This is a genomic window from Pseudenemella bisphenolivorans (assembly GCF_051133435.1).
Lineage (GTDB): Bacteria > Actinomycetota > Actinomycetes > Propionibacteriales > Propionibacteriaceae > JAAYAO01.
Window position 1 is genome coordinate 376360 of sequence record NZ_JBPGNY010000001.1, and the last position, 21881, is coordinate 398240.

Annotated in this window: 19 protein-coding genes and 1 other RNA gene; 7 read left to right on the top strand and 13 right to left on the bottom strand. The window is 68.7% G+C overall.

Annotation, left to right across the window (positions count from 1 at the left end; all coding sequences use genetic code 11):
* Window positions 1-85: 85 nt before the first annotated feature.
* Window positions 86-3061 (bottom strand): bifunctional [glutamine synthetase] adenylyltransferase/[glutamine synthetase]-adenylyl-L-tyrosine phosphorylase, encoded by a 2976-nt coding sequence (locus ACR4XW_RS01820; protein WP_434758800.1) that lies wholly within the window; start codon window positions 3059-3061, stop codon window positions 86-88.
* 85 nt (window positions 3062-3146) lie between these two features.
* Between ACR4XW_RS01820 and ACR4XW_RS01825 the strand changes: the two genes are divergently transcribed.
* Window positions 3147-3959 carry a sterol carrier family protein gene (locus ACR4XW_RS01825; protein WP_434758801.1) on the top strand — a complete coding sequence of 271 codons (813 nt, stop codon included), beginning with the start codon at window positions 3147-3149 and terminating at the stop codon, window positions 3957-3959.
* 15 nt (window positions 3960-3974) lie between these two features.
* Here ACR4XW_RS01825 and glnA read toward each other — a convergent pair whose 3' ends face one another.
* On the bottom strand, window positions 3975-5312 hold the full coding sequence (glnA, locus tag ACR4XW_RS01830; RefSeq protein ID WP_434758802.1) for a type I glutamate--ammonia ligase: 1338 nt from the start codon (window positions 5310-5312) through the stop codon (window positions 3975-3977).
* 69 nt (window positions 5313-5381) lie between these two features.
* Entirely contained in the window at window positions 5382-5606 is a 225-nt protein-coding gene (locus tag ACR4XW_RS01835) for a hypothetical protein (RefSeq protein ID WP_434758803.1), read from the bottom strand.
* A 222-nt stretch (window positions 5607-5828) separates the two neighbouring features.
* On the opposite strand from ACR4XW_RS01835, the gene ACR4XW_RS01840 reads away from it, so the two are divergent.
* Together ACR4XW_RS01840 and map are read left to right on the top strand one after the other, a co-directional pair.
* Entirely contained in the window at window positions 5829-6371 is a 543-nt protein-coding gene (locus tag ACR4XW_RS01840) for a YceI family protein (RefSeq protein ID WP_434758804.1), read from the top strand.
* A 350-nt stretch (window positions 6372-6721) separates the two neighbouring features.
* Window positions 6722-7543: a type I methionyl aminopeptidase gene (gene map, locus ACR4XW_RS01845; RefSeq protein ID WP_434759391.1), complete on the top strand. Its 822-nt coding sequence runs from the start codon at window positions 6722-6724 to the stop codon at window positions 7541-7543.
* A 19-nt stretch (window positions 7544-7562) separates the two neighbouring features.
* Here the strand turns inward: map and ACR4XW_RS01850 are convergent, their stop codons facing one another.
* Entirely contained in the window at window positions 7563-8861 is a 1299-nt protein-coding gene (locus tag ACR4XW_RS01850; protein WP_434758805.1) for a hypothetical protein, read from the bottom strand.
* 101 nt (window positions 8862-8962) lie between these two features.
* On the opposite strand from ACR4XW_RS01850, the gene rnpB reads away from it, so the two are divergent.
* Window positions 8963-9326, top strand: an RNA gene (rnpB, locus tag ACR4XW_RS01855) — RNase P RNA component class A.
* 2 nt (window positions 9327-9328) lie between these two features.
* On the opposite strand, the gene ACR4XW_RS01860 is transcribed toward rnpB, so the two are convergent.
* Genes ACR4XW_RS01860 through ACR4XW_RS01870 form a run of 3 tightly spaced genes read right to left on the bottom strand, consistent with a single transcriptional unit; the run spans window position 9329 to window position 11885 of the window.
* Window positions 9329-10807, bottom strand: a complete 1479-nt coding sequence (locus ACR4XW_RS01860; protein WP_434758806.1) for an RNB domain-containing ribonuclease — start codon at window positions 10805-10807, stop codon at window positions 9329-9331.
* A gap of 23 nt (window positions 10808-10830) precedes the next feature.
* Window positions 10831-11190 carry a hypothetical protein gene (locus tag ACR4XW_RS01865; RefSeq protein ID WP_434758807.1) on the bottom strand — a complete coding sequence of 120 codons (360 nt, stop codon included), beginning with the start codon at window positions 11188-11190 and terminating at the stop codon, window positions 10831-10833.
* Entirely contained in the window at window positions 11190-11885 is a 696-nt protein-coding gene (locus ACR4XW_RS01870) for a zinc ribbon domain-containing protein (RefSeq protein ID WP_434758808.1), read from the bottom strand. Before ACR4XW_RS01870 ends, ACR4XW_RS01865 begins: the two co-directional genes overlap by 1 nt.
* Before the next feature lie 208 nt (window positions 11886-12093).
* Here ACR4XW_RS01870 and ACR4XW_RS01875 point away from each other — a divergent pair, with 208 nt between their 5' ends.
* Genes ACR4XW_RS01875 through corA form a run of 3 tightly spaced genes read left to right on the top strand, consistent with a single transcriptional unit; the run spans window position 12094 to window position 15943 of the window.
* Window positions 12094-13320: a multidrug effflux MFS transporter gene (locus tag ACR4XW_RS01875; RefSeq protein WP_434758809.1), complete on the top strand. Its 1227-nt coding sequence runs from the start codon at window positions 12094-12096 to the stop codon at window positions 13318-13320.
* A gap of 59 nt (window positions 13321-13379) precedes the next feature.
* Entirely contained in the window at window positions 13380-14864 is a 1485-nt protein-coding gene (locus ACR4XW_RS01880; RefSeq protein WP_434758810.1) for an aminopeptidase P family protein, read from the top strand.
* Window positions 14861-15943: a magnesium/cobalt transporter CorA gene (corA, locus tag ACR4XW_RS01885; RefSeq protein ID WP_434758811.1), complete on the top strand. Its 1083-nt coding sequence runs from the start codon at window positions 14861-14863 to the stop codon at window positions 15941-15943. The genes ACR4XW_RS01880 and corA overlap by 4 nt, the downstream gene beginning before the upstream one ends.
* Window positions 15944-15966: 23 nt before the next feature.
* Here corA and ACR4XW_RS01890 read toward each other — a convergent pair whose 3' ends face one another.
* The 6 genes from ACR4XW_RS01890 to ACR4XW_RS01915 are packed head-to-tail and all read right to left on the bottom strand — an operon-like array spanning window position 15967 to window position 21841.
* Complete coding sequence (locus ACR4XW_RS01890) at window positions 15967-17160, bottom strand: alpha-D-ribose 1-methylphosphonate 5-triphosphate diphosphatase (RefSeq protein ID WP_434758812.1); 1194 nt, start codon at window positions 17158-17160, stop codon at window positions 15967-15969.
* Window positions 17157-17906 carry an ATP-binding cassette domain-containing protein gene (locus ACR4XW_RS01895; protein WP_434758813.1) on the bottom strand — a complete coding sequence of 250 codons (750 nt, stop codon included), beginning with the start codon at window positions 17904-17906 and terminating at the stop codon, window positions 17157-17159. Before ACR4XW_RS01895 ends, ACR4XW_RS01890 begins: the two co-directional genes overlap by 4 nt.
* A 2-nt stretch (window positions 17907-17908) precedes the next feature.
* Window positions 17909-19684 carry an alpha-D-ribose 1-methylphosphonate 5-phosphate C-P-lyase PhnJ gene (locus ACR4XW_RS01900; protein WP_434758814.1) on the bottom strand — a complete coding sequence of 592 codons (1776 nt, stop codon included), beginning with the start codon at window positions 19682-19684 and terminating at the stop codon, window positions 17909-17911.
* A complete protein-coding gene (locus tag ACR4XW_RS01905) occupies window positions 19684-20814 on the bottom strand; it encodes a carbon-phosphorus lyase complex subunit PhnI (protein WP_434758815.1) in 1131 nt (376 codons plus the stop codon). Before ACR4XW_RS01905 ends, ACR4XW_RS01900 begins: the two co-directional genes overlap by 1 nt.
* Entirely contained in the window at window positions 20811-21389 is a 579-nt protein-coding gene (phnH, locus tag ACR4XW_RS01910; RefSeq protein WP_434758816.1) for a phosphonate C-P lyase system protein PhnH, read from the bottom strand. The genes ACR4XW_RS01905 and phnH overlap by 4 nt, the downstream gene beginning before the upstream one ends.
* Window positions 21386-21841 (bottom strand): phosphonate C-P lyase system protein PhnG, encoded by a 456-nt coding sequence (locus tag ACR4XW_RS01915; RefSeq protein ID WP_434758817.1) that lies wholly within the window; start codon window positions 21839-21841, stop codon window positions 21386-21388. The genes phnH and ACR4XW_RS01915 overlap by 4 nt, the downstream gene beginning before the upstream one ends.
* Between the last annotated feature and the right edge of the window lie 40 nt (window positions 21842-21881).

The window sequence follows — 21881 nt, forward strand, 5'->3', positions numbered from 1 at the left end:
ACGCCGGTTCGACCGAATCCTGTGCCGGTTCGGATCGCGGCCGCGACGGGGTGTGGGCGCAGGCCACCGAAGCGCGGAGTCGAGTTCACTGCCCCCAGAACAACCGGTCGACCACGCTGCGGGCCTGCCGGGTGATCCGCCGGTATTCGTCGGTCAGGTGCGAGGCGCCGTGCGAACCGTGCCCCATCAGCTCGGCCACGGCGGCCTGTTCGCGCACATCGTGCGGCAGCACATCGCTGGCCCGACCGCGCACCAGCATGATCTGGTTGCGCAACCGGGAGACATAGGCCCAGGCCCGTTCCAGGGCGGCGGCGTCCTCGGCGTCGATCAGTTCGGCATCGCGGGCGGCCCGCAGGGCCGGCAGGGTCATTGTGGTGCGCAGTTCGGGAATCCGGTGGGCATGTTGCAACTGGAGCAACTGCACGGTCCATTCGACATCGCTCAGCCCACCGGGGCCGAGTTTGGTGTGCCGCTTCGGGTCGGTGCCGCGGGGTAGCCGCTCCCCCTCCATCCGGGCTTTCAGCTTGCGGATCTCGACGAGTTGGTCACCGGTGAGCCCACCTTCGGGCCATCGCAGCCGGTCGATCGCCTCCAGCAACCGGTCGGTGATCTCCCGGTCGCCGGCCCCGTGGGCGGCCCGGATCAGGGCCTGGGATTCCCAGGTCGACGACCAGCGCGAGTAGTAGGTCAGGTAGGCCGATTCGGTGCGCACCAGTTGTCCGCCCTTGCCCTCCGGACGCAGCGATGCGTCCAGTTCCAGGGCCGGGTCGGGGCCGGGACGGCTGAGCAGGGCCTGCAACCGGGTGATGGCCTTGCGGGCCGCATTGAGACCCGCCTCGCTGGTGCCGTCGGCGATCACGAACATCACATCGGCATCCGAGGAGTAGGACATCTCCCGGCCACCCCAGCGGCCCATCGCCACCATGGCGGCGGCGGGGATCTCCTCGTCGTGGCCGAGTTCGGCGCGCTGTTCATCGGCGACGATCCGCATCCCGACGTGCAGGGTCGCCGAGGCGAGGTCACTCAGCGCGGTACCGACCTGTTCCACGTCGAGCAGGTCGAGAATGTCGCCCACCGCGACCCGGAACAGTTCGCGACGACGCAGCGCCCGCACCGAATCCATCCGGGCCTCCGCCGAGTCGTGTCTGGCCCGCGCGCGATCCATCGTCCGGATCAGTTCTTCGGTGCTGCGCGGCATCAGGTCGGCCTCATCGGCGAGCAGTTGCACCGCCTGGGGTGCGCGCAGCAGCAGTTGCACCACATAGCGGCTCTGGGTGAGCACCCGGGCCAAGCGGTAGGCCATCGTGCCCTCATCGCGCAGCGCGCGCAGGTACCACGAGGTACTGCCCAGTCCCTCACTGACCTGCCGGAAGGCGAGCAGGCCGGCATCGGGGTTGGCCCCTTCGGCGAACCAGCCGAGCATCGCCGGCAACAGTTGTCGCTGAATCTCCGCCTGTCGGCTGACCCCTTGGGTGAGGGCCCGAATATGGCGCAGGGCGGCCACCGGATCGCCGTACCCCAGGGCCTTGAGCCGGTCGTGGGCCGCCTCCTGCGACAGCCGCAGCCCCTCTGCGGGAATCGAGGCGACTGCTTCGAGCAGCGGGGAGTAGAACAGCCGTCGATGCAGGGCCAGGACGCTGCGGCGGGCGGAGTTCCAGGCCTTGTCGAGATTGTCCAGCGGTTCGCGCAGCCAGCCCATCGCCCGGCCCAGCCGACGTCGATCCGCTTCCTGGGACGGGATCAGGTGGCTGCGGCGCAGCTTCGACAACTGCACCCGGTGCTCCAGGGCGCGTTCCATCCGGTAGGCCTGGGCGAACTCTGCGCCGTCCACCCGTCCGACATAGCCGTAATCGATCAGGGCCTGCAGGGCGGGGAAGGTGCCGCGATGACGCAACCGTTCATCGGTGCGTCCGTGCACCAGTTGCAGCAATTGCACGGTGAACTCCACATCGCGCAGCCCGCCCTCGCCGAGTTTGATCTCCCGGCCGGCCTCCTTGGCCGGGATCAGCGACACCACCCGTTTGCGCATCGCCTGGGTGTCGGGGACGAAATGCTCCTCATCGCCCACCTGCCACACCAACGGCGAGACCAGGTCGCAGAAGTCCTGGGCCAGGGCGAGGTCGCCGGCCGAGGGACGGGCCTTCAGCATCGCCTGGAACTCCCAGGCCTTGGCCCAGTTCTGGTAATAGGTCTCCATCCCGGCCAGGGTGCGCACCAGGGGTCCGGCCTTGCCCTCCGGACGCAGGGCGGCATCGACCGGCCAGATGGTGCCCGCGGCGGTGTGGGCCGAGCAGACCCGGGACAGTCCGGCCGCCAGCCGGGTGCCGATCGCAACCGCCTCATCGGCGGTGGCCAGGGGTTCACCGTCGGCACCGGTGGCCGGTTCGGCGACGAAGAGCACGTCGACATCGGAGATGTAGTTCAGCTCTCCGGCACCGCACTTGCCCAGCGCCACCACCGCCAGCCGGCAGCGTTCGGCCTCGGGGCCCTCTTCGCCGCGGGCGATGGCCAGGGCCGCTTCGAGCACGGCATCGGCGATATCGGACAGTTCGGCGCTGACGTCCTCTACCAGTGGCAGCGGGTCGTCACTGACCAGGTCGCGGGCGGCCACCCGCACCACGGCGTCGCGGTAGGCATGGCGCAACTCATCCCCGAGGTCCGGGTCACCGACGGGCAGGGAGGCATCCGGGTCGGCGCCCACCGCCCGCAGGAAGTCGGCCCGCAGCCGGGCGGCCGGGGTTCGGGTCGGGCGGGTGCGAAGCTGCTGCACCGCTTCGGGACGCCGCGACAGATGTTGTTGCAGGGCGGTGCTGCCCCCGGCCACCGCGATCACCCGGCGGGCGAATCCGGAGTCGGTGAGCATCTCGTCCAACAGGCTCGGCTGGGTCTCGGTGACCCGCTGCACCCCGGCCAGGGCGAGGTCGGGATCGGCGGCCCGATCGAACAGATCGAGCAGCGCACGTTGTTCCGGCGACCAGTCGGCCACGATCTTCTCGGCGGCGGTCGGGTTGTCGAACCCGCGCCGCAGCCAACGGCCCGCGCTACTCTCGGCTCTGACCATGACCCGAAGTCTAGGGGTGTGACGTTCGTCAACTGTTGGGAAGTAAGTCACATTCAGGCAACTCGTGAAGACTAGGTTTACTCAGGTGACCACAGTGGCAGCGCATCAGACCGTCGCCGATCTGCTGCTCACCCAGATGCTGGCTGTGGTGCAGTGGCTCGACCCGTTGACGGCTGCGGAATTCCGCAGCCGCGATCAGTACAACACCTGGTCGGTGCGGCACCTGATCGGGCATCTGATCTCGGCCCAGGAAGATCTGCTGACCGCGGTCAACCGTCCGTCCACTTCACGCCCGATGTCGATCAACCACTATCTGCGGCGCCGTTGGGCACGCAATTCGCACCCGATGAGCCGCGCCCTGGAGATCTGCGGCAGCGACTCCGACCGGGTGCTGCTGGAACACCTCGCCAGCGGGGCCGGTGAACTGCGCGGGGCTCTGGAACAACTCGACGCCGGGGTGCTCGATGAGCATCGCGACCCGGTGCGGGTGGTCGATCTGCTGCGGGTGGAACTGGCCCATTGGCTCGGCCACGGCGAAGATCTGCGCGTGATCCTGCCGCACCGCGGAGCGGTCGCCACCTCACGTCCGGCCTTGGCCGATGCGATCCGGCTGCTCACCGCGATCCTGGCCAAGGAATACCCGGGACGGGCGATCGAACTGCGGGTGCCGCCCTTCGCCGCGGTACAACTGGGGGTCCCACAGGCACCGGGCAGCACCGAGCGGATCGGGCCGACCCACACCCGGGGCACCCCGCCGAATGTGGTCGAGATGAACTCCCCAACCCTGTTGCGGCTGGTCTCCGGTGGCGGCGACTGGGCCGATGAACTGAGTGCGGGCAATATTTCGGCCAGCGGCCCGCATGCCGACCTGCGGTCGGTTTTCCCGATCCTGCGCTGAGCGGCAGGCGTCGACTCAGAGCAGGGGCAGCAGCTTCTGCAGCTCGAAGGGCGTGACCTGGCGGCGGTACTCGTCGAACTCGGCGCGCTTGTTGCGCAGGAAGAACTCGAAGACGTGCTCGCCGAGGGTTTCGGCGACCAACTCGGAGTTCTCCATATTGCGGATCGCCTCATCCAGGTTGCGCGGCAGGGAGGAAATCCCCAGGGCGCGGCGTTCCGGTTCGGTCAGCCGCGCGACATCGTCCTCGGCCTCCGGCGGCAGTTCGTACTCGCCCTCGATGCCGGCCAGCCCGGCGTTCAACACCAGGGCGTAGGCCAGGTAGGGGTTGCAGGCCGAGTCGATCGAGCGGATCTCGATCCGGGCCGACGAGCCCTTGTGCGGCTTGTACATCGGCACCCGCACCAGCGCCGAGCTGTTGTTGCGTCCCCAGCAGATATAGGACGGGGCCTCTCCCCCGCCGAAGAGCCGCTTGTAGGAATTGACCCACTGGTTGGTGACCGCGGTGATCTCCGGGGCATGTTTCAGGATGCCGGCGATGAACTGCCGGGCGGTGCGCGACAGGTGGTACTCGGCCGAGGCGTCGTAGAAGGCGTTGGTGTCACCCTCGAACAGCGACACGTGGGTGTGCATGCCCGAACCCGCCTGGCCGGTGAAGGGTTTAGGCATGAAGGAGGCACGCATGCCCTGCATGATCGCGACCTCCTTGACCACCTGACGGAAGGTCATGATGTTGTCGGCCATGGTCAACGCGTCGGCGTAGCGCAGATCGATCTCCTGCTGGCCGGGGGCGGCCTCGTGATGGGAGAATTCCACCGAGATGCCCATCTGTTCCAGCATCGTGATGGCGGTGCGGCGGAAGTCGACGCCGCCACCGAGGGCGGTGTGATCGAAGTATCCGGCACTGTCGACCGGCGTCGGTTCCTGACCCGGCACGATCTCGTCCTTGAGCAGGAAGAACTCGATCTCGGGGTGGGTGTAGAAGGTGAACCCCATATCGGCCGCCCGCGACATCGCCCGCTTCAGCACGTGGCGGGGGTCGGCGTAGGACGGTGACCCGTCGGGCAGTTCGATATCGCAGAACATCCGGGCGGTGCCGCTGTCGATGTGCCGCCAGGGCAAGAGCTGGAAGGTGGACGGGTCGGGCTGGGCGACCATGTCGGACTCGTAGACCCGGGCGAAGCCCTCCACCGCCGACCCGTCGAAGCCCAGACCTTCGGCGAAGGCGCCCTCGAGTTCGGCCGGGGCGATGGCGACCGACTTCAGAAATCCGAGCACATCGGTGAACCACAATCGAATGAAGCGGACATCGCGTTCTTCGAGCGCTCGCAATACGTATTCGGTCTGCTTGTCCATGCCCCCAAGTCTGCCCCGAAACGTGTAACAGCCGCGTTACGAAATACCCCGCCGGGTTGTCGGGCGGGTTCAGTCGATCGGGGAACCGTCCAACCGGGTGCGGTCCTCGTCCTCGTCGTCATCGTTGAAGCGCGGATCCTCGTCCCAGGCGGTGTTGCGTTCGGCCACCCGCTCCAGAGCCTCCTGGGCGTCCTCGCGACTGGCGTAGGGGCCGAGCCGGGTGGCGGACCGGCATCCCTCGTACGGCTCCACCTGCTTGTGATCCAAGCAGTAGTACCACTCTCCCTGAGCCATGATGCCCTCCTTCTCCCGTCCTTCATTGTGCCCCACGAGTCGACATTGTGGTGGGCAGCCCCGCTGTGCCGTTCCCCCGCAGCCCCTGCCCATTCCTCGGGAGGAGGGTCCGGATCGACCCGGACTTGACTTAGTTGAAAGTTTGACTAATCTAGTAGTTGAAAGTTCTACTAATGAACTTTCAATGACTTCCGGCCCACCAACAACTCGAAGGAGTTACCCATGACCCAGCTCAGCGACCTCGTCGGCACCTGGCAGATCGACCCGGCCCACTCGGCCGTCGGCTTCTCGCTCAAGCACGCGATGATCAGCACCGTGCGCGGCAGCTTCGGCGACTTCGCCGGCACCATCGAGGTGACCGGCCCGACCACTGCCGAGGTCAAGGCCGCCATCAAGGCCGACTCGATCAGCACCAACAACGAACAGCGCGATGGCCACCTGAAGACCAGCGACTTCTTCGACACCGCGACCTACCCCGAGATCACCTTCGTCAGCACCGATGTCCGCGACATCGACGGTGACGAGTTCGTCCTGGTCGGCGACCTGACCATCCGCGGCGTCACCAAGCCGGTCGAGCTGCGCACCGAGTTCGCCGGCACCCAGGTTGATGCCGACGGCCTGCTGCGCGCCGGCTTCGAGGCTGCGACCACGATCAACCGCAAGGACTTCGGCCTGACCTGGAATGCCGCCCTGGACACCGGTGGCGTGCTGGTCGGCGACCGGATCAAGATCGCGATCGACATCGCGGCGGTCAAGCAGGCCTGAACCCGGGCGACCAAGCCCGTGGATGAAAACGCACCCTTGCGGCGCCCAGACGGCACGCAAGGCTGATCCGAGGCCTTTCCGGGTGCGTTTTCATCCACCACCGCTTTCCACCCACGTGCCGACGCCCCGGGCCCGGGTACGCAAATCCCCAACTCAGGACCGCAAATCGGGCGATCCCGGCTGTTTCGCCGCGGGTGAGTTGGGGGTTTTGGGTACCGGCTCCTGACCCGGGGTCCTGGTCGGCCCGGCCGTCACGGGATGCCACTCGGGGTGGAGTCGGCCCCAGCCCTTGCGCCACGGCTACCATCGGGGGCGTGAGTGCACCCATCAAGCCCTACCCCGTCACCCCGATGCGACCGGTTCCGGCGAGCATCCCCCGGCCGCCCTATGTAGGCGACCTCGGCCCGGAGAACTACACCGGCTCGGAGGTGCAGAGCGCCGAGACGATCGAGAAGATGCGGATCGCCGGACGGATCGCCGCCGACGCACTCGCCGAGGCGGCCAAGGCCGTGGCCCCCGGGGTGACCACGGATGAGATCGACCGGGTCGGGCACGAGTACATGCTCGACCACGGCGCCTACCCCGCTTCCCTGAACTACCGGGGTTTTCCGAAGTCGCTGTGCACCTCGGTCAACGAGGTGATCTGCCACGGAATCCCGGACCTGCGCCCCCTCGAGGACGGCGACCTGGTCAAGATCGACGTGACCGCCTACATCCACGGCGTGCACGGCGACAACTGCAAGACCTACCCCGTCGGTGAGGTGGACGAGGAGTCCCGTCTGCTCTCGGAGCGCACCGAGGAAGCCATGATGCGCGCCATCAAGGCGGTGCGCCCGGGCCGGCAGGTGAACGTGATCGGCCGGGTGATCGAGAAGTACGCCGCCCGTTTCGGTTACGGCGTGATCCGTGACTACACCGGCCACGGGGTGCACACCGCCTTCCACTCCGGGCTGGTGATTCCGCACTACGACGAACCCCGCTACGACACGATCATCGAAGAGGGCATGACCTTCACCATCGAACCGATGATCGCCCTGGGCGGTTACGCCTGGGAGCAGTGGGACGACGGCTGGACGGTGCTGACCGCCGACGGCTCACGGGTGGCCCAGTTCGAGCACACTCTCGTGGTGCACGCCGACGGCGCAGAGATCCTCACTCTGCCCAGCACCTGATCCAGCCGTTCAGTTCGGCTCAGCGGCCGGTGTCCGGCAGCCCCTTCGGCCGAGGCTTGCCCGACGGGCTCGGCTTGTCCGGAGCATCGGACGGCGCCGAGCTCGGTTCACCGGTCGGCCCAGCGGTCGGCGATCCGGTCGGGCTCGGCGACCCGGTCGGCTCGGGAGACTGGGTCGGATCCGGGGACGGGCTCGGATCGGGCGATTGAGTCGGATCCGGCGACGGATCGGGATCCTTCTGCACCGGGGTCAACCGGAAGGCGCGCTGCCCGTCCGGGGTCATCGCGGTGCCGACGATCTGCCCCGAGGCGTTGATGTCCGAGGCGCTCTGCAGCACGACCCCTTCGGGGGCGTCCACGAGGGTGTTCAGGTCGACCGGGCGTCCCTCGATCCAACGCACCGCGATGCCGCCGAAGCTCCAGCTGTCGGCGAACTTGGTCGCATTGCCGACCACCACGCCGTCGTTGTTCACCGCCATCGCCGAGGTGTGCGGCATGTCCGGCGCCTCGGGATTGCCGAGCCGGGTCATGCCACCATCGCGCCACTGGACGGCCGTGGTGACGCGGTTCACCGCGACGTAGCCCACCACCAGGCCGGAGTCGTTCACCCCGTGCACCCGCAGGGTCAGCCCGTCGGTCTCGCTGGGGTGGGCGGTCGCCGCCCCCTGGTGCCAGACGGTGAGCAGGCTTTCGTTGTGGGTGTGACCGTCGTGCGGTACGGCCACCTGGGTGGTGCCGACCACGTACTCGGACGAGTCGGAGATCGCGGACGCCCGGGTGCTCCTGATCTCCCCCTCGTCGACATCGGGCAGCGGGAGGTCGGTGGCGGTGCCGCCGGCCACCAGGTAGGCCCGTCGAGCGGCGGTGCCGACGACCGAGCCGTTGTTCGCGATATCGGCCGCCAGACCGCGTCCGTCACCCTGGGGCACCTCGCCCACCGAGGCAACGCCGTCGATCCAGCGGATCGGCACGGTGGCCCCGTCGGCATCGAAGGCCTCACCGACCGCCACTTGGTCGTTGTTCAGATCGAAGGCGCGCGAGAAGCGGGACCCTTCCAACTGCGGCAGGGCTTCCGGCTCCACCTGCCCGGCCGGCCAGATCGCCGAGAACTGCGGTTGCGCGCTCGAGGCGGGCCGGGTGATGCCGACGGCATCACCGGCGTCGTTGATCCCCAACCCCGAGGAGACAATCTGCTCCGCCCCGGGCTCCAGGATCTCCAGTGTGTACTCGGCGTCGGAGTCGGCACCTGCCGACCCCGCCTGCCCGACCGCCATCATGGTGGCGACCAGGCCGACGCCGAGGAGCTTTCGTAATCTCATCAAACCTCCTATTGAAAATGAGTGTCATTAGCATAGGGGTGGGGATGAGGTGCGCCAACATCGCTCGGAACCGGCCCGAGGCGGTAGCCTGGATACCGGAACGAGTCGGCGGGGTGATCGCGGCGCCGAGCCCGCAAGGGTGATGGCGGCGAGGAAAGTCCGGACTCCGCAGAGCAGGGTGGTGGGTAACGCCCACCCGGGGTGACCCGCGGGAAAGTGCCACAGAAAGTAGACCGCCCCTTCGGGGGTAAGGGTGAAAGGGTGGTGTAAGAGACCACCGGCATCTCGGGTGACCGAGGTGGCCGGGTAAACCCCACTCGGAGCAAGGCCAGACAGGGAGTGTTCGACGGCTGCTCGCCGGAGCTCCCGGGTAGGTCGCTGGAGGCCGTCGGCAACGGCGGCCCTAGATGGATGATCACCCGCCCCTCGGGGCGACAGAATCCGGCTTACACGCCGACTCGTTCCGCCTACTCGGTGTCGTCGGCGCCCTGTTCGGTCTCGCCATCGGCATCGACCACGCTCAACTCCACCTCGCCGGTCTTCAGGTCGACCTGTTCGACCTGCACCGTCACCGGGGAGCCGAGCCGCATCCCGTTGCCGCGCACCGACAACTCCACGGCCGGACGCCGGGCGACGATGGTGGCCTTGCCGGATTCCTCGTCCAGCTCCACCACCGAGCCCTCGAGGGTCTGCCCCACCCGGCCCGACAGCACCAGGGCCTCGACCAGGTTGACCACCCGGCGTTCGAACTGGTTGGCGCGCCGGTTCGATTCCTGCATCAACTCGGGCAGGTCCTCCAGCCCCGACAGCACCCATTCCGGTACGGGCTGGTCGGCACTGAGCGCGAGGCAGACCTCACCGGCATAGCGGTCGACCAGCCTGCGCAGGGGTGCGGTGACGTGGCTGTACGGCGCCGCCAGGGCGGAGTGCATGGCGTTCTCGGTGGGCGGAATCGCGCCATTGAAGGGCAGGTATCCCGCGCCCCGGAAGAGCCGGGTACAGGCGTAGAGCATGGCGGCGTGTTCGGGGTCCTGCGGGTCGAGGCTGCGGACGAACTCGGGATAGTCCATCTCGGCCGGCCACGGAATCGACAGGGCCCGAGCGGTTTGGCGCAGCTTGCGCAGGTCGGCGTTCTCGGCCGGCGGCAGGGTGCGGAGCACACCCACCTCGGCGTACAACATCATGGTCGCCGCGGCCATGCCGGTCACCAGGGAGATCTGGGCGTTCCAGCCCTCCACCGGCAGCGGCGTGCGGAACCCGAGCCGCCACTTGCCCGATTCGGTGACCCGTACCTCCTGATCGGGCAGGGGCAAGCTCACCCCGCCCCGAATCGCCTCCTGTTCCTGGCGCAGCCGACCGACATCACGCAGGGCCTGCAGGGTCGTCGAGGCGGTGCCGGCGTCGAGGTCGCGTTGCACTTCTTCGTAGGTGAGCTGGGCTCGGTTGCGCACGATCGCCCGGGTGACGGTTTCCTCGGTCACCTGACCGGTGTCGTCCAGCCGCAGTCGCCAGACCTGCGCGGGCCGGTCCTCGCCGGCCAGCAGGCTCGCCGCCCCCTCCGACAGCACCGGCGGATGCAGGGAGTAGCGCCGGTGCGGGGCGTACATGGTTTGGCCGCGGCGGCGGGCCTCCTGATCGATCACCCCACCGGGTTCGATGAAGGACGCCACATCGGCGATCGCGTACCACAGCGTCCAGCCATTGCCGTGCGGCTCGATCGCCATCGCCTGGTCGATGTCGCGGGCCCCGGGCGGGTCGATCGCCACGAACTCGATCTCACGCAGATCGGTGGGTGGCAGTTTGGGTGAGCGGGCGGCCGCTTCGGCGGCTGCGAGCACCTCGGGTGCAAAGGACTCGTCGATGCCGAGATCGGCACGCACATCCTCCAGGCCCGCTTCCAGCGGACCGGGCACCTTACCTTCGACACTGACATGGCGGGCCGGCATGGGTTAACCCTAGCGGTGCCGGGTCAGGGCTGTGCTTCGCGGGCCACCTCCGCCACCGCGGCATCGTCGTCGAGTTCTTCCACCCGCAGGCGGTGCACCAGGTCGGCCGACCCACGTACCACGAACCGGGCCCTGGGGTCGATATCGAGGGCGGCGGCGATGCCCATCGCCACCGCGACGAGTTCCTCGGTGCCGGGCTCGACATCATCGGCATGCCGGGCGACTTCTTCTCCGGTGATCAGGTTGACCAGCCGCAGCCCGTACCGGCAGGCGTCGGCGTTGGCCACCTCGATGGCGAACAGCGACGGCTGCTGGGCGGCCAGATCGGCGGCCTGCTCCGGGTCGATCGGACGGTATTGCTCACGAAACTGTGGATCCGGCATTACAACCCCGATTCTTCGGTGCGGACCACGATGCGGCCGCATTGTTCGCAGATGAGTACTTCGTCGACATGGGCCTCGGCGAACCGCGCCACCTCGGCGGCGTTCAAGTCCAGTTGGCAGCCGGTGCAACGGCGGCGCACCAGGGCGGCCGCGCCGACCCCGCCGTGCTTGGCGCCGATCCGCTGGTATCGCTGCAACAGATCGTCCGGCAGTTCGGCGGCCACCGCCTCCCGACGGGTCTGCGCCTGGCCCAGTTGCTGGTTCAGCTCGGCCATCGCGGCCCGTCCCCGGGTGACCACCTCCGTCAGTTCGGTGTGCGCTTCGGCACGTTCGGCACGCAGTTCCTCGCGCTCGGCCTGGGCGGTCTCCAGCTTCTCCATCACCTCGAGTTCGGCATCCTCCAGATCGCTGATCCGCTTGCCGAGCTGCTCGACCTCGGTGATCAGGTTCGACAAGGTGTTGCCGTCGGTGACCGACCCGGAATCGATCCGTTGTTGTTCCCGCTCGCGGCGCTGACGCACCGGCACCAGGTCGGATTCGGCCCGGGCCTGGGCGACCTCCAGGTCGGCGATGGCGGTGTCAGCGGCGATCAACCGGTCGTCCAACTCCCCCACCCGCCGCTTCAACTCGGCAGCCCGGGCCAACTCCGGCAGGGTCGCCTTGCGATGGTTGGTCTGGGCGATCGAACTGTCCACGGCCTGCAGGTCGAGCAGGCGCAGTTGGCTGGCATGGCTGGCTCTGATGACTCGGCCCTCCTGTGATCGTGCTGTGCAGTGCAGCCTACCCGCCCCACCCGAGCAGGCGGCGCACTCGGGCACCTCGAAGACAGCCGGAGGACGGGATCGAGCCCACCGGCCGAAACCAAATCTGACGCTTTCGCCGATCAGCCGTACTGTGACGCCCATGTCCGCAGCGCCCGAGGTCGGCTATTCCGAATGGAAACCCCGCTATCTACGGGTGGTTCTCACCTTCGGGGCGCTGATGGCGATCACCCCACTGACCATCGATATGTATCTGCCCGGGGTACCCGCCCTGGTCACCGAACTCGGAGCGAGCACCTCCCAGGGGGCGGCCACGGTGAGCGGCATGCTGATCGGCATGTCGGTCGGCCAGATTCTGGTCGGCCCGCTGGTCGACGCCTGGGGCCGGCACCGTCCGATCATGGTGGGGTTGGTGTTGCATGCCCTGCTCTCGGTGGCGATCGCCTTCGCTCCCACCATCGAGATTCTGCTGGCGCTGCGCGTGGTGCAGGGCCTGGTCGGGGCGATGTTGACCGTCACCGTGACCGCTTCGGTGCGCGACCTGTACTCGGGACGCAAGGCCGCGGCATTGTTCTCACAGTTGATGTTGGTGCTGGGGGTGGCGCCGATCCTGGCCCCGGCGCTGGGGTCGCTGGTCTTGCAGTTCACCTCCTGGCGCGGGATCTTCGTCGTCCTGGCGGTGATCACTGCCTTGTTGTTCCTGCTGACCGTGTTCGGGGTGCGCGAAACCCTGCCCCGGCACCGACGGCGGACGGCCGGACTCAAGTCGTCGCTGAGCACCTACTGGCTGCTGCTGCGGGACCCGGCCTATGTGGCGATGTTGGTCGTCGGCGCGATGACCTCGGCTGCGACCTTCACCTACATCGCGGCCTCCCCGTTCATCTTCCAGGGCATCTTCGGTCTGTCGGAGGGCAGTTATGCCCTGATCTTCGGGATCAACGCCTCGGTGACGATCCTGATGGTGCAGCTCAACCCGGTGATGCTGCGCCGGTTCAATCCCGGCCCGATCATGGCGGTGGCTTTGGTGCTGGCGCTGGTGACCTCGACGATCCTGACCGTGACCTCCCAGTTGCGGGTCGGTGGGGTGTTGATGTTGGCCGCCATGGTCGCGCTGACCAACGGTTTCAGCGCGCTCGCCGTGCCGAACGCCCAAGCCGTGGCCCTGCACCGGCATGGTGCACACGCCGGGAGCGCGGCCGCACTGATGGGCACCGCCCGGTTCGCGATCGCCGGCTTCGCCGGACCGGTGGTCGGCTTCTTCCTGCGCGACACCCCGGCCCCGCTCGGGGTGATGATGGCGTTGGCGCATGTCATCGCGCTGGTCGCGCTCGGGCTGAGCTGGAAGGCGGTCAACGCCGAGCAGTATTGAGCCCGATCCGATCGAACTCGAGGGGGAAGATTCGCCCCGTCGGTGACACAATGCGGTCCATGAGCGACAAGCAGCCCGAACTTCCCAACCGGCAGACCGCCTTCACCGAGGCCTTCAAGGAGTTCATCGCCGCAGACTGGGCGCCGTACTCCACCGAACTGCCCGCCCGCCTGCCGGCCTCGGAGGCCGCGGAGACGCGCCGGGCCGCGGTGAGCGAGATGTTCCCCGGTGACCGGCTGGTGATCCCCGCCGGCGGCCTGAAGGTGCGCTCCAACGACACCGACTACCGGTTCCGGCCGCATTCGGCCTTCGCCCACCTGACCGGCCTGGGCACCGACCGCGAGCCCGATGCGGTGCTGGTGTTGGAGCCCACCGACGACGGTCACGAGGCCACGTTGTACTTCAAGCCGCGCTCGCCGCGCACCGACCCGGAGTTCTACGCCGACGCCCGGTACGGCGAGATGTGGGTCGGCCAACGTGAATCCCTCGACGAGATGTCGGCGATGACCGGGCTGTCGTGTTCCTCGATCGACGAGTTCGGCACCGCCCTGGAGAAGAACGCCGACAGCACCCGGATCCGGGTGCTGCGCGATGCCTCGACCACGGTCACCGCGCAGGTGGACCAGTTGCGCGAATCCGAGCAGCGGGAACAGGCCGAGTCCCAGGACGCCGAACTCACCACCGCCCTGAGCGAACTGCGCCTGATCAAGGACGAGTTCGAGATCGAGCAGATGCAGCGGGCCTGCGACGAGACCGCCACCGCCTTCGAAGCGGTGGTGGCCGACCTGCCCGAGGCCGTCCGGCGGGGCCGCGGGGAACGCTGGGTGGAGGGGGTCTTCGGCCTCTACGCCCGGCATGCGGGCAACGCGGTGGGCTACGACACGATCGCCGCCGGTGGCGACCATGCCAACACCCTGCACTGGATCCGCAATGACGGTGACCTGCGCGACGGCGACCTGTTGCTGATCGACGCCGGAATCGAACTCGACACCCTCTACACCGCCGACATCACCCGCACCCTGCCGGTCAACGGTCGGTTCAGCGAACCGCAACGCAAGGTCTACAACGCAGTACTGGAGGCGGCCGACGCCGCCCTGGCGATGTGCCATCCCGGCACCCCCTTCATCGAGGTGCACCGGGCCGCGATCTCGGTGCTGGCCCGCCGACTGCACGAATGGGGCCTGTTGCCGGTCACCCCGGAGGAATCCCTCGACCCCGAAACCGGTGGGCACCACCGTCGGTGGATGGTGCACGGCACCTCGCACCACCTGGGAATCGACGTGCACGACTGTGCCCAGGCCCGCAATGAGCACTACCGCGAGGGCATCCTGCAGGCCGGCATGATCATCACCGTCGAACCGGGGCTGTACTTCAAGGCCACCGACCTGTTGGTGCCCGATGAACTCAAGGGCATCGGGGTGCGCATCGAGGACGATGTGCTGATCACCGAGGACGGCCCGCGGATTCTGTCCTCGGCCCTCCCCCGCACCGCCGAGGACGTCGAGGAGTGGATGGCCCCGCTGCTGGAACGGGGCCGCCGGTGAACGGGAGTTTCCGCCGACGGATCGGGTTGTTTCCGGCCACCCAGCAGCCGGTGGTCAACGAGCCCGCGCCGAGCGAGGAGGACCCGCACAGCTCGATCGTCGCGTGGGGTTGGTACCTGCACGGTGAGAAGCGCGAGGACGTCCCGCTGGCCGAGGCCGCCGAGCATGCCGGGGACGGGCACGGGTTCCTGTGGCTGGGGTTGAAGGACCCCACCGACGCCGATATGCGCGCCTTCGGGGAACAGTTCAACCTGCACCCGCTGGCGATGGAGGATGCGGTCGAGGGCCACAACCGCTCGAAACTGGAGCAGTTCGGCGACACCCTCTTCATGGTCGTCTCGACGGTGGCCTATGTCGACCACGACGACATCTCGGAGGCCGCCGAGATCGTCAGCACCGGTCAGGTGATGGTCTTCGTCGGCAAGAATTTCGTGCTCACCGTCCGCCGCGGCGAGCAATCACCCCTGTCGAGCCTGCGCGCCCGGCTGGAACGCGAACCCGAACGGCTGGCCGAGGGCCCGTCCACCGTCCTGTACGGCGTGTTGGACACCGTGATCGACGATTACCTGGCCGTCGTCGAGGCGATGGAGGCCGATGTCGAGGACGTCGAGGCGGCCGTCTTCGCACCGCAGGGCACCACCCGGATCGACGAGGTTTACCAGCTCAAACGCGAGGTGATCGAGTTCAAGCGGGCCGTGGTGCCGCTGGGAGTACCGCTGGCCGCGCTGGCCAACCGGGATCTGGCCACCATCCCCGAGTCGGCTCGGGCCTATTTCCGCGAACTCAGCGATCACCACACCCAGGTGCGGGAATCGATCGCCTCCTACGACGAGGTGCTGACCACCATGTTGCAGGCCGCGCTGGCGATTCTGTCGCGTCAGGACAACGACGACATGCGCAAGATCTCGGCCTTCGTCGGGTTGGCCGCGATTCCGACGATGATCGCCGGTATCTACGGGATGAACTTCAAGTTCATGCCCGAACTGAACTGGCAGTTCGGCTACCCGATGGTGTTACTGGCGATGTCGACCATCATGTTGGCGATGTTCTTCTGGTTCCGGCACCGCCACTGGTTGTAACAGCCCACTGGTGGTGCCAGCCCTCAGCGCGCGGTCAGGGTCTGCACCACATGCGGCCACTCGGCGCGGTCGTCGATCAGGGCCAGGTCGGCACGCTTGCCCTCGGCCAGTTCACCGCGGTCGTCCAGCCCGGCCACCCGGGCCGCACCGCTGGTGACCAGCGAGACCGCACTGGGCAGATCGCGCGACTCCCGGGCCAGCCGGGCCACCGACCCGAGCAGCGCCGGGGGCAGGTAGTCGGACGCGATCGCGTCGACCAGACCGCCGCGGGCCAGGGCCAGGGCCGAGACGTTGCCGGTGTGTGATCCCCCGCGCAGCAGGTTGGGCGCCCCGGCCACGATCAGCAGCCCGAGTTCCCGGGCCCGCCGGGCGGCCTCCACCGTGGTCGGGAACTCGGCCACCGCCCCACCGCGGCCGAGCAGCTCGTCGACCGACTTGGCGGTGTCGGGATCGTGTCCGAGCAGCCGGATCCGGCCGCTGTGGGCCAGCACCCCGAACCAGTCGAGGTGTTCTCGGCGCAGGCCGGCAAGTTCGGACGCCTCGGCACGCCGGTCGGCGACCTCGGTGACCGCCTCGGCCCGGGTCAGGCCCCGGGACTGCATCAGCCAGTCCTCCAGCTTGGTCGGGTCGGCGTACTGCCCCTGGCCCGGGGTGTGGTCCTCGTGCGAGACCAGCGGCACCACGTTGTCGGGCAGCGCAGCCAGCCGCTCGGCGAAAGCCGCCACCGATTCGGCACTGATGATGTCGACCCGGTACAGCACCCGATGGTCGACCCGGGTGCGGCGGCCGGCGGCATCATCGACCACCTCGCACAGTTCGCCCGCCTTCTGCACCGAACGTTGCGCCCCGTCGAGGTTGATCGGACGGAAGGCGGCGCCGTGGAAGACCGTGGTCACCCCGGAGGCCGCGCAGCGTCCCTCGAAGGCAGTCAGCGCGAAGTCCCAGGGCAGTTCGGCCGAGGGACGCGGTGCGTGTTCCTTCTCCAGCGCATCGGAGTGCACGTCGATGAACCCGGGCGTGACCAGCAGCCCGGCCCCGTCCAGATCGTGTGCCCCGGGCCGATCGGTGATCTCGGCGATCCGGCCCTGGCGCACCACCACCCGGGCCCGATCGACGATTCGGTCGGTGAGCACCGCCCGGACGTTGCCGAGCACGTAGTCGTCGGGGGCCAGCCCGGCCCGCCAGGTTTGTTCGGTCAGGATCGCCGAGCTGCTCATGCCACGTCCTTGGTCAGCACGTCGGCGGCGGCCCCGTCACCGATGATCCGCCCATCGGCCATCACCAGCACCCGGGAGGCGAGCCGCCGGATGATGTGCATGTCGTGGTAGACCGCGAGCACGCTGACGTCGCCGTGCCGCAGGTCTTCGATCACCGCCAGGGCGCGTTCCCGGTTGGCCGGGTCGAGGGCGGACACCGGCTCGTCCAGCAGCAGCAGGGCCGGGGGCGACACCGTGCCGGCGGCCAGGTTCACCCGCTGCCGCTCACCACCGGACAACACCGAGCAGTCCACGTCCCACAGCGCCTTGCCGATGCCGAGCCGGTCCAGGCTGGTACCGGCCGCGTCGACCGATTCCTCCCGGTCCAGACCGCGGCGGCGGGCGGCGGCGGTGACCAGGTTCAGCGGGCCGACCCGCGGCGGGGCCTGCAAGAACTGCGACACGTAACCGAAGGCGCGTCCGCGCAACCGGGCCATCGTCCGGTCGGGCAGGGTGGTCAGCTCCAACTCCTCGGGGGTGTCCGGGTAGAGCACCACCCGTCCCGCATCGGGCAGGTAGGTGCGGTACAGGCACCGCAGCAGGCTCGATTTGCCGGCACCGGAGGCACCGGCCAGGGCGACATGTTCCCCGGCGTCGACGTGCAGGCTGACCCGGTCCAGGGACGTGATCTGCCGTCCGCCGATGGCATGCATCACGAAGGTCTTGACCAGGTCTTCGACGGCCAGGATTCGGTCGGTATTCGTCATCATCAACTCCGCGCTGCGGCTACCAGCCGCTGAGTGTAGGGCTGGTGGGGATCTGCCAACAGTTGGTCGGTCAGGCCGGTTTCGATCGCCCGGCCCCGGTGCATCACCAGAGCCCGGTCGGTCAGCGCGCTGATCACCGAGAAGTCGTGGCTGACCACGACCACGGCGATATCGCGCTCCTCGAGCAGTTCGACCAGCAAATCCAGTACCCCGGCGGCGACCGAGGCGTCCAGGCCGGTGGTGGGCTCGTCCAACAGCAGGACGTCGGGGTCGGAGGCCAGTGCCTTGGCGATCTGCACCCGCTGGCGCATGCCCCCGGAGAACTGGCCGACCACGTCGTCCATCCGCGACAGGGGCACCTCGACCCGGTCCAGCAGGGCCGCGGCCCGTTGCCGGATCCGGTGGTAGGAGCGCCAGCCGCCAGCGGTGAGCCGTTCGGCGATGTTGCCGCCGGCGCTGATGCCCAGGTCCAGCCCGGCGGCCGGGTCCTGGTAGACCACGCTCATCGTCGAGATTCGCAGTTTGCGGCGTTCGGGGGCCGGCAGGTCGAGCACATTGGCGCGGCCGAGGTCGTGGGCGGCCAGGTACACCGCCCCGCTGGTGGCCTGTTCGTCGCCGATGATGCATCGCATCAGGGTCGACTTGCCGGAACCGGATTCTCCGATCACACCCATCGCCTCGCCGGGTGCGACATCGAAGGACACCTCGGTGACCGCCTGCACCTCCGAGGAACCGCGCCGGCCGGGGAAGACCTTGCTCAGGCCGCTGACCTTCAGCGCCCATTCCTCCCCCGGTGCGGTCTGCACGGTGCGTTCGGCGACCCCGAGGGCGGCCTTGCCGATCAGTGCGGTCGAGGTGGCGCGGACGCGTTTGCTCGGGTCGGGCAGCCAGGCCAGCGGCGCGATCCTGCGGTGCTGTTCGGCGTCGACGTCGCGGTCGCGCACCCGGGCGCACCATTCCACGTCGCTGCACAGGAAGTCACCGCCGCGGGTCTGCACCAGGTAGGTGTCGTCGGAGCCGCAGAGCATGCAGCTCGCCCCGGCCTGGTATTCGACCTCGAAGGGGACGTCGTCGAAGGTGAGCGGTTCGACCTTGGTGTGCGGGGGTACCGCGTAGATCTTCTTGTCCCGGCCGTGGCTGAACAGGGTGAGGTGTTCGGCGTCGTTGAGGCGTGGGATGTCCCAGCGCGGGATCGGGCTGGGCGCCATCAGGTAGCGGTCGTGCACCACCACCGGGTACCCGGCCGCGGCGTTGACCACCCCGCCGGTGACCAGGTCCTCGTACATGCCGACCCACATCCGGGCGTAGTCGGCCTCACCGTGCCGGCGGACGCATTCGCGCACCGATTTCTCCACCGGACGCAGCGGTTCGGACTGCGGCACCTGCAACACCAGCAGGTGGTCGGGGCCGAGACGGTCCTCGGGAATCCGGTGCCGGGATTGGATCACATTGGCCTCGCGGGTGTCGGCGCTGGAACCGCAACCAACCGCGCCGCGGATCAGCCGGCGCAGGTTGACCGCGTTGACGCCTTCCTCATCACCCTGGTCGATCACCTTGACGGTGTCGTCGGGCCCGGCAACGGCCAGGGTGACCTGCAGGCCACCGGAACCCCAGCCGCGGGCCACCGGCATTTCCCGGGAGCCGAAGGGCACCTGGTGGCCGGGGATGCACACCCCGGCCAGGGCGGCCCGGCGCACCTCGCGCTTGCCCTGCTCGTCCAGCACCACCACCCGGCGGTCAACGGGCTGTTGGGCGGTCAGCTCGGCGATGGTGGTCATCAGGAAGCCTCCTGTACTGGCTCGGGGGTGTCGAAGCGGGCTCGTTCGGCATCGTGTTCGGCCAGTTCCTGGCCGGCGGCGATCGCCCGGTCCATCTGGGAGCGGAAGGTGACGTAGTGCGGCAGCTTCAGGTGTTCCAGGAAACCGTTGGACGCCAGACCGTCGGTGGTCAGCACCAGGAGCTGTTCCAACTCGTGGCCGGCCACGGTGCCCCGGAACCGGTGAGCGGCCAGATCCATCGCCGACATCGCGATCGACTTGCGTTCGTTGTGGCCCAGGGTCATTCCCCAACCGACCTCGAAGCGGGACGGGTCCTCGCCGCGCTCGTCGAGGTGGGCGATGGTCTCGCATTCGCTGAACCGGATCGTGCCGACGGTGATCGGGTTACCGGTGTGCGGGTGGCGCACCTGTACCCCGACCCGGGCGTGCCGCACCTCACCCAGGGTGACCGCCTCGTCGGCGTACCCGTCCGGGCCCAGGATCGACCGGTACCACAGGTTCACCAGCCCACCGGTTTCGGCCATCGCCATCGACGACAGCAGGGCCGAACGCGGGGCGGGCAGGCGGGGTGCGTGCCGGGCCAGGTCGACCGGCTCCGGGTCGTCCGGGTTCGCGGGGCGGTCGACGAGCAGCCCCTGGGAAGCCAGCCAACTGGTGTATCGGGGCGGCACCTCGTCGGCGGGCACGGAGTCGGCCTGGGCGACCTCGAGCAGGTCGTCGGTCGGCGGCAGTGGTGCGGGTTCCCCCGGACGGCGCAGCAGCCGGGCGGTGTAATCGACCGTCTCGCCCAACAGTTGCGGGCCTTCCGGTGAGCGGTGGGCCGGGACGATCCGGCGCAACAGTTCGACGTCATCGGGGTCGATCGGTTCGGTGACCGCGAACCGGGTCAGGGTCGAGCGGTGTGCCCGCAGCAGGTGCACCGCCTCGGGCAGGTCTCCCCCGGCCTGGGCCAGGGCCGCGGCCGCGGTTTCGGGATCCCACAGCCCGGCCTCCCCCATCAGCCGGTCGACCACGGCGGGGAACTGATCGGCGATGGTGGCCGCATCCAGGTGGCCGGGTTTCTCACCGACCAGGGCTTCGGCGGCCAGGATGGCGGAGGTACCGCCCTTGCTCGTTCCGGCATAGGTCATGGGGTCACCTCGGTGATGGTTGTGGTGCGCGGCAGGCCGAGCACGGTTCCGATCGGGTCGATCAGCAGCACGTCCACCCCGCGGGGGTAGTCGGCCACCAGTTGCTCACGCACGGCGAAGAAGTCACGGTCCAGGCCGGCCAGGTGCACCTGCGTGCTGTCGGCGATGCCGGGGCCGGTCAGTTCCCAGGTGTCGAAATCGGGCTGGGGCTGTTCGGCGATCATCGCGGCCTGGATCAGCAGCGCGGCCTCGTGCGGGCGTTCATTGCTGCCGCGGTGCAAGGAGGCGAATGCGGCCGGGTCGGGTTCGCGGTGGCTGATCACGAAGCGGGCGCTGTCGGCGGCGGTGAGCGGGGCCTGGGTCAGGGCCACGACCGCCTCGGTGCAGGCCTGCTCCTCCTCGGTGGGGTCCAGCGCGGCGACCGGGGTGGTCAGGTCGGTCAGGGCCAACAGCGGCAAGTCCAGCGGGTCCCCGATCTCGGGCAGGTGACCGGGTTGGCCGGGACGGGCCAGCGCATCGAGCAGGATCCGGAAGACCTGCTGGCATTCGTCGGCGGTCAGTACGCGCGGGCTCACAGGATCTCCTCGAACTCGACGATGGTCGGGGCCAGCCGGGCCCATTCCTCGGCCCGGGCGGCAGCCAGTTCGGACGACCGGGTGCGGCAGTGACCGACCACCTCTGCCAGATGTGGGCCGCGGCGGGCCACCTCGGCATCACACACCGCCTGGGCCCAGGCACCGGCCGGGTCGTGGCCCTGGCGCATCGCCCAGCCACGGGTGCCGGCGATTTCCACCTCGGCGGTGGTGACCAGCAGGTCGGCCAGCAGGAATCGGTCGTGGCCGATCGGGTCTCGCACCTGCATCGCGACCACCCCCACCTCGGCGGGGCGCACGACGCGGATATCGGTCTGATCCACCTCGGCCAGGCATCGGTCGGCGAGGGCCACCACGGTGGCCGACTCGGCGCGGCCCAGCAGTTCGCCGATGCCTTCCCGGGTCACAGTGGTGTCGTTGGGCGTGGTCGTCATGGTGAACACTGTGCTGAATCGACCCGGACGTACCCTCACC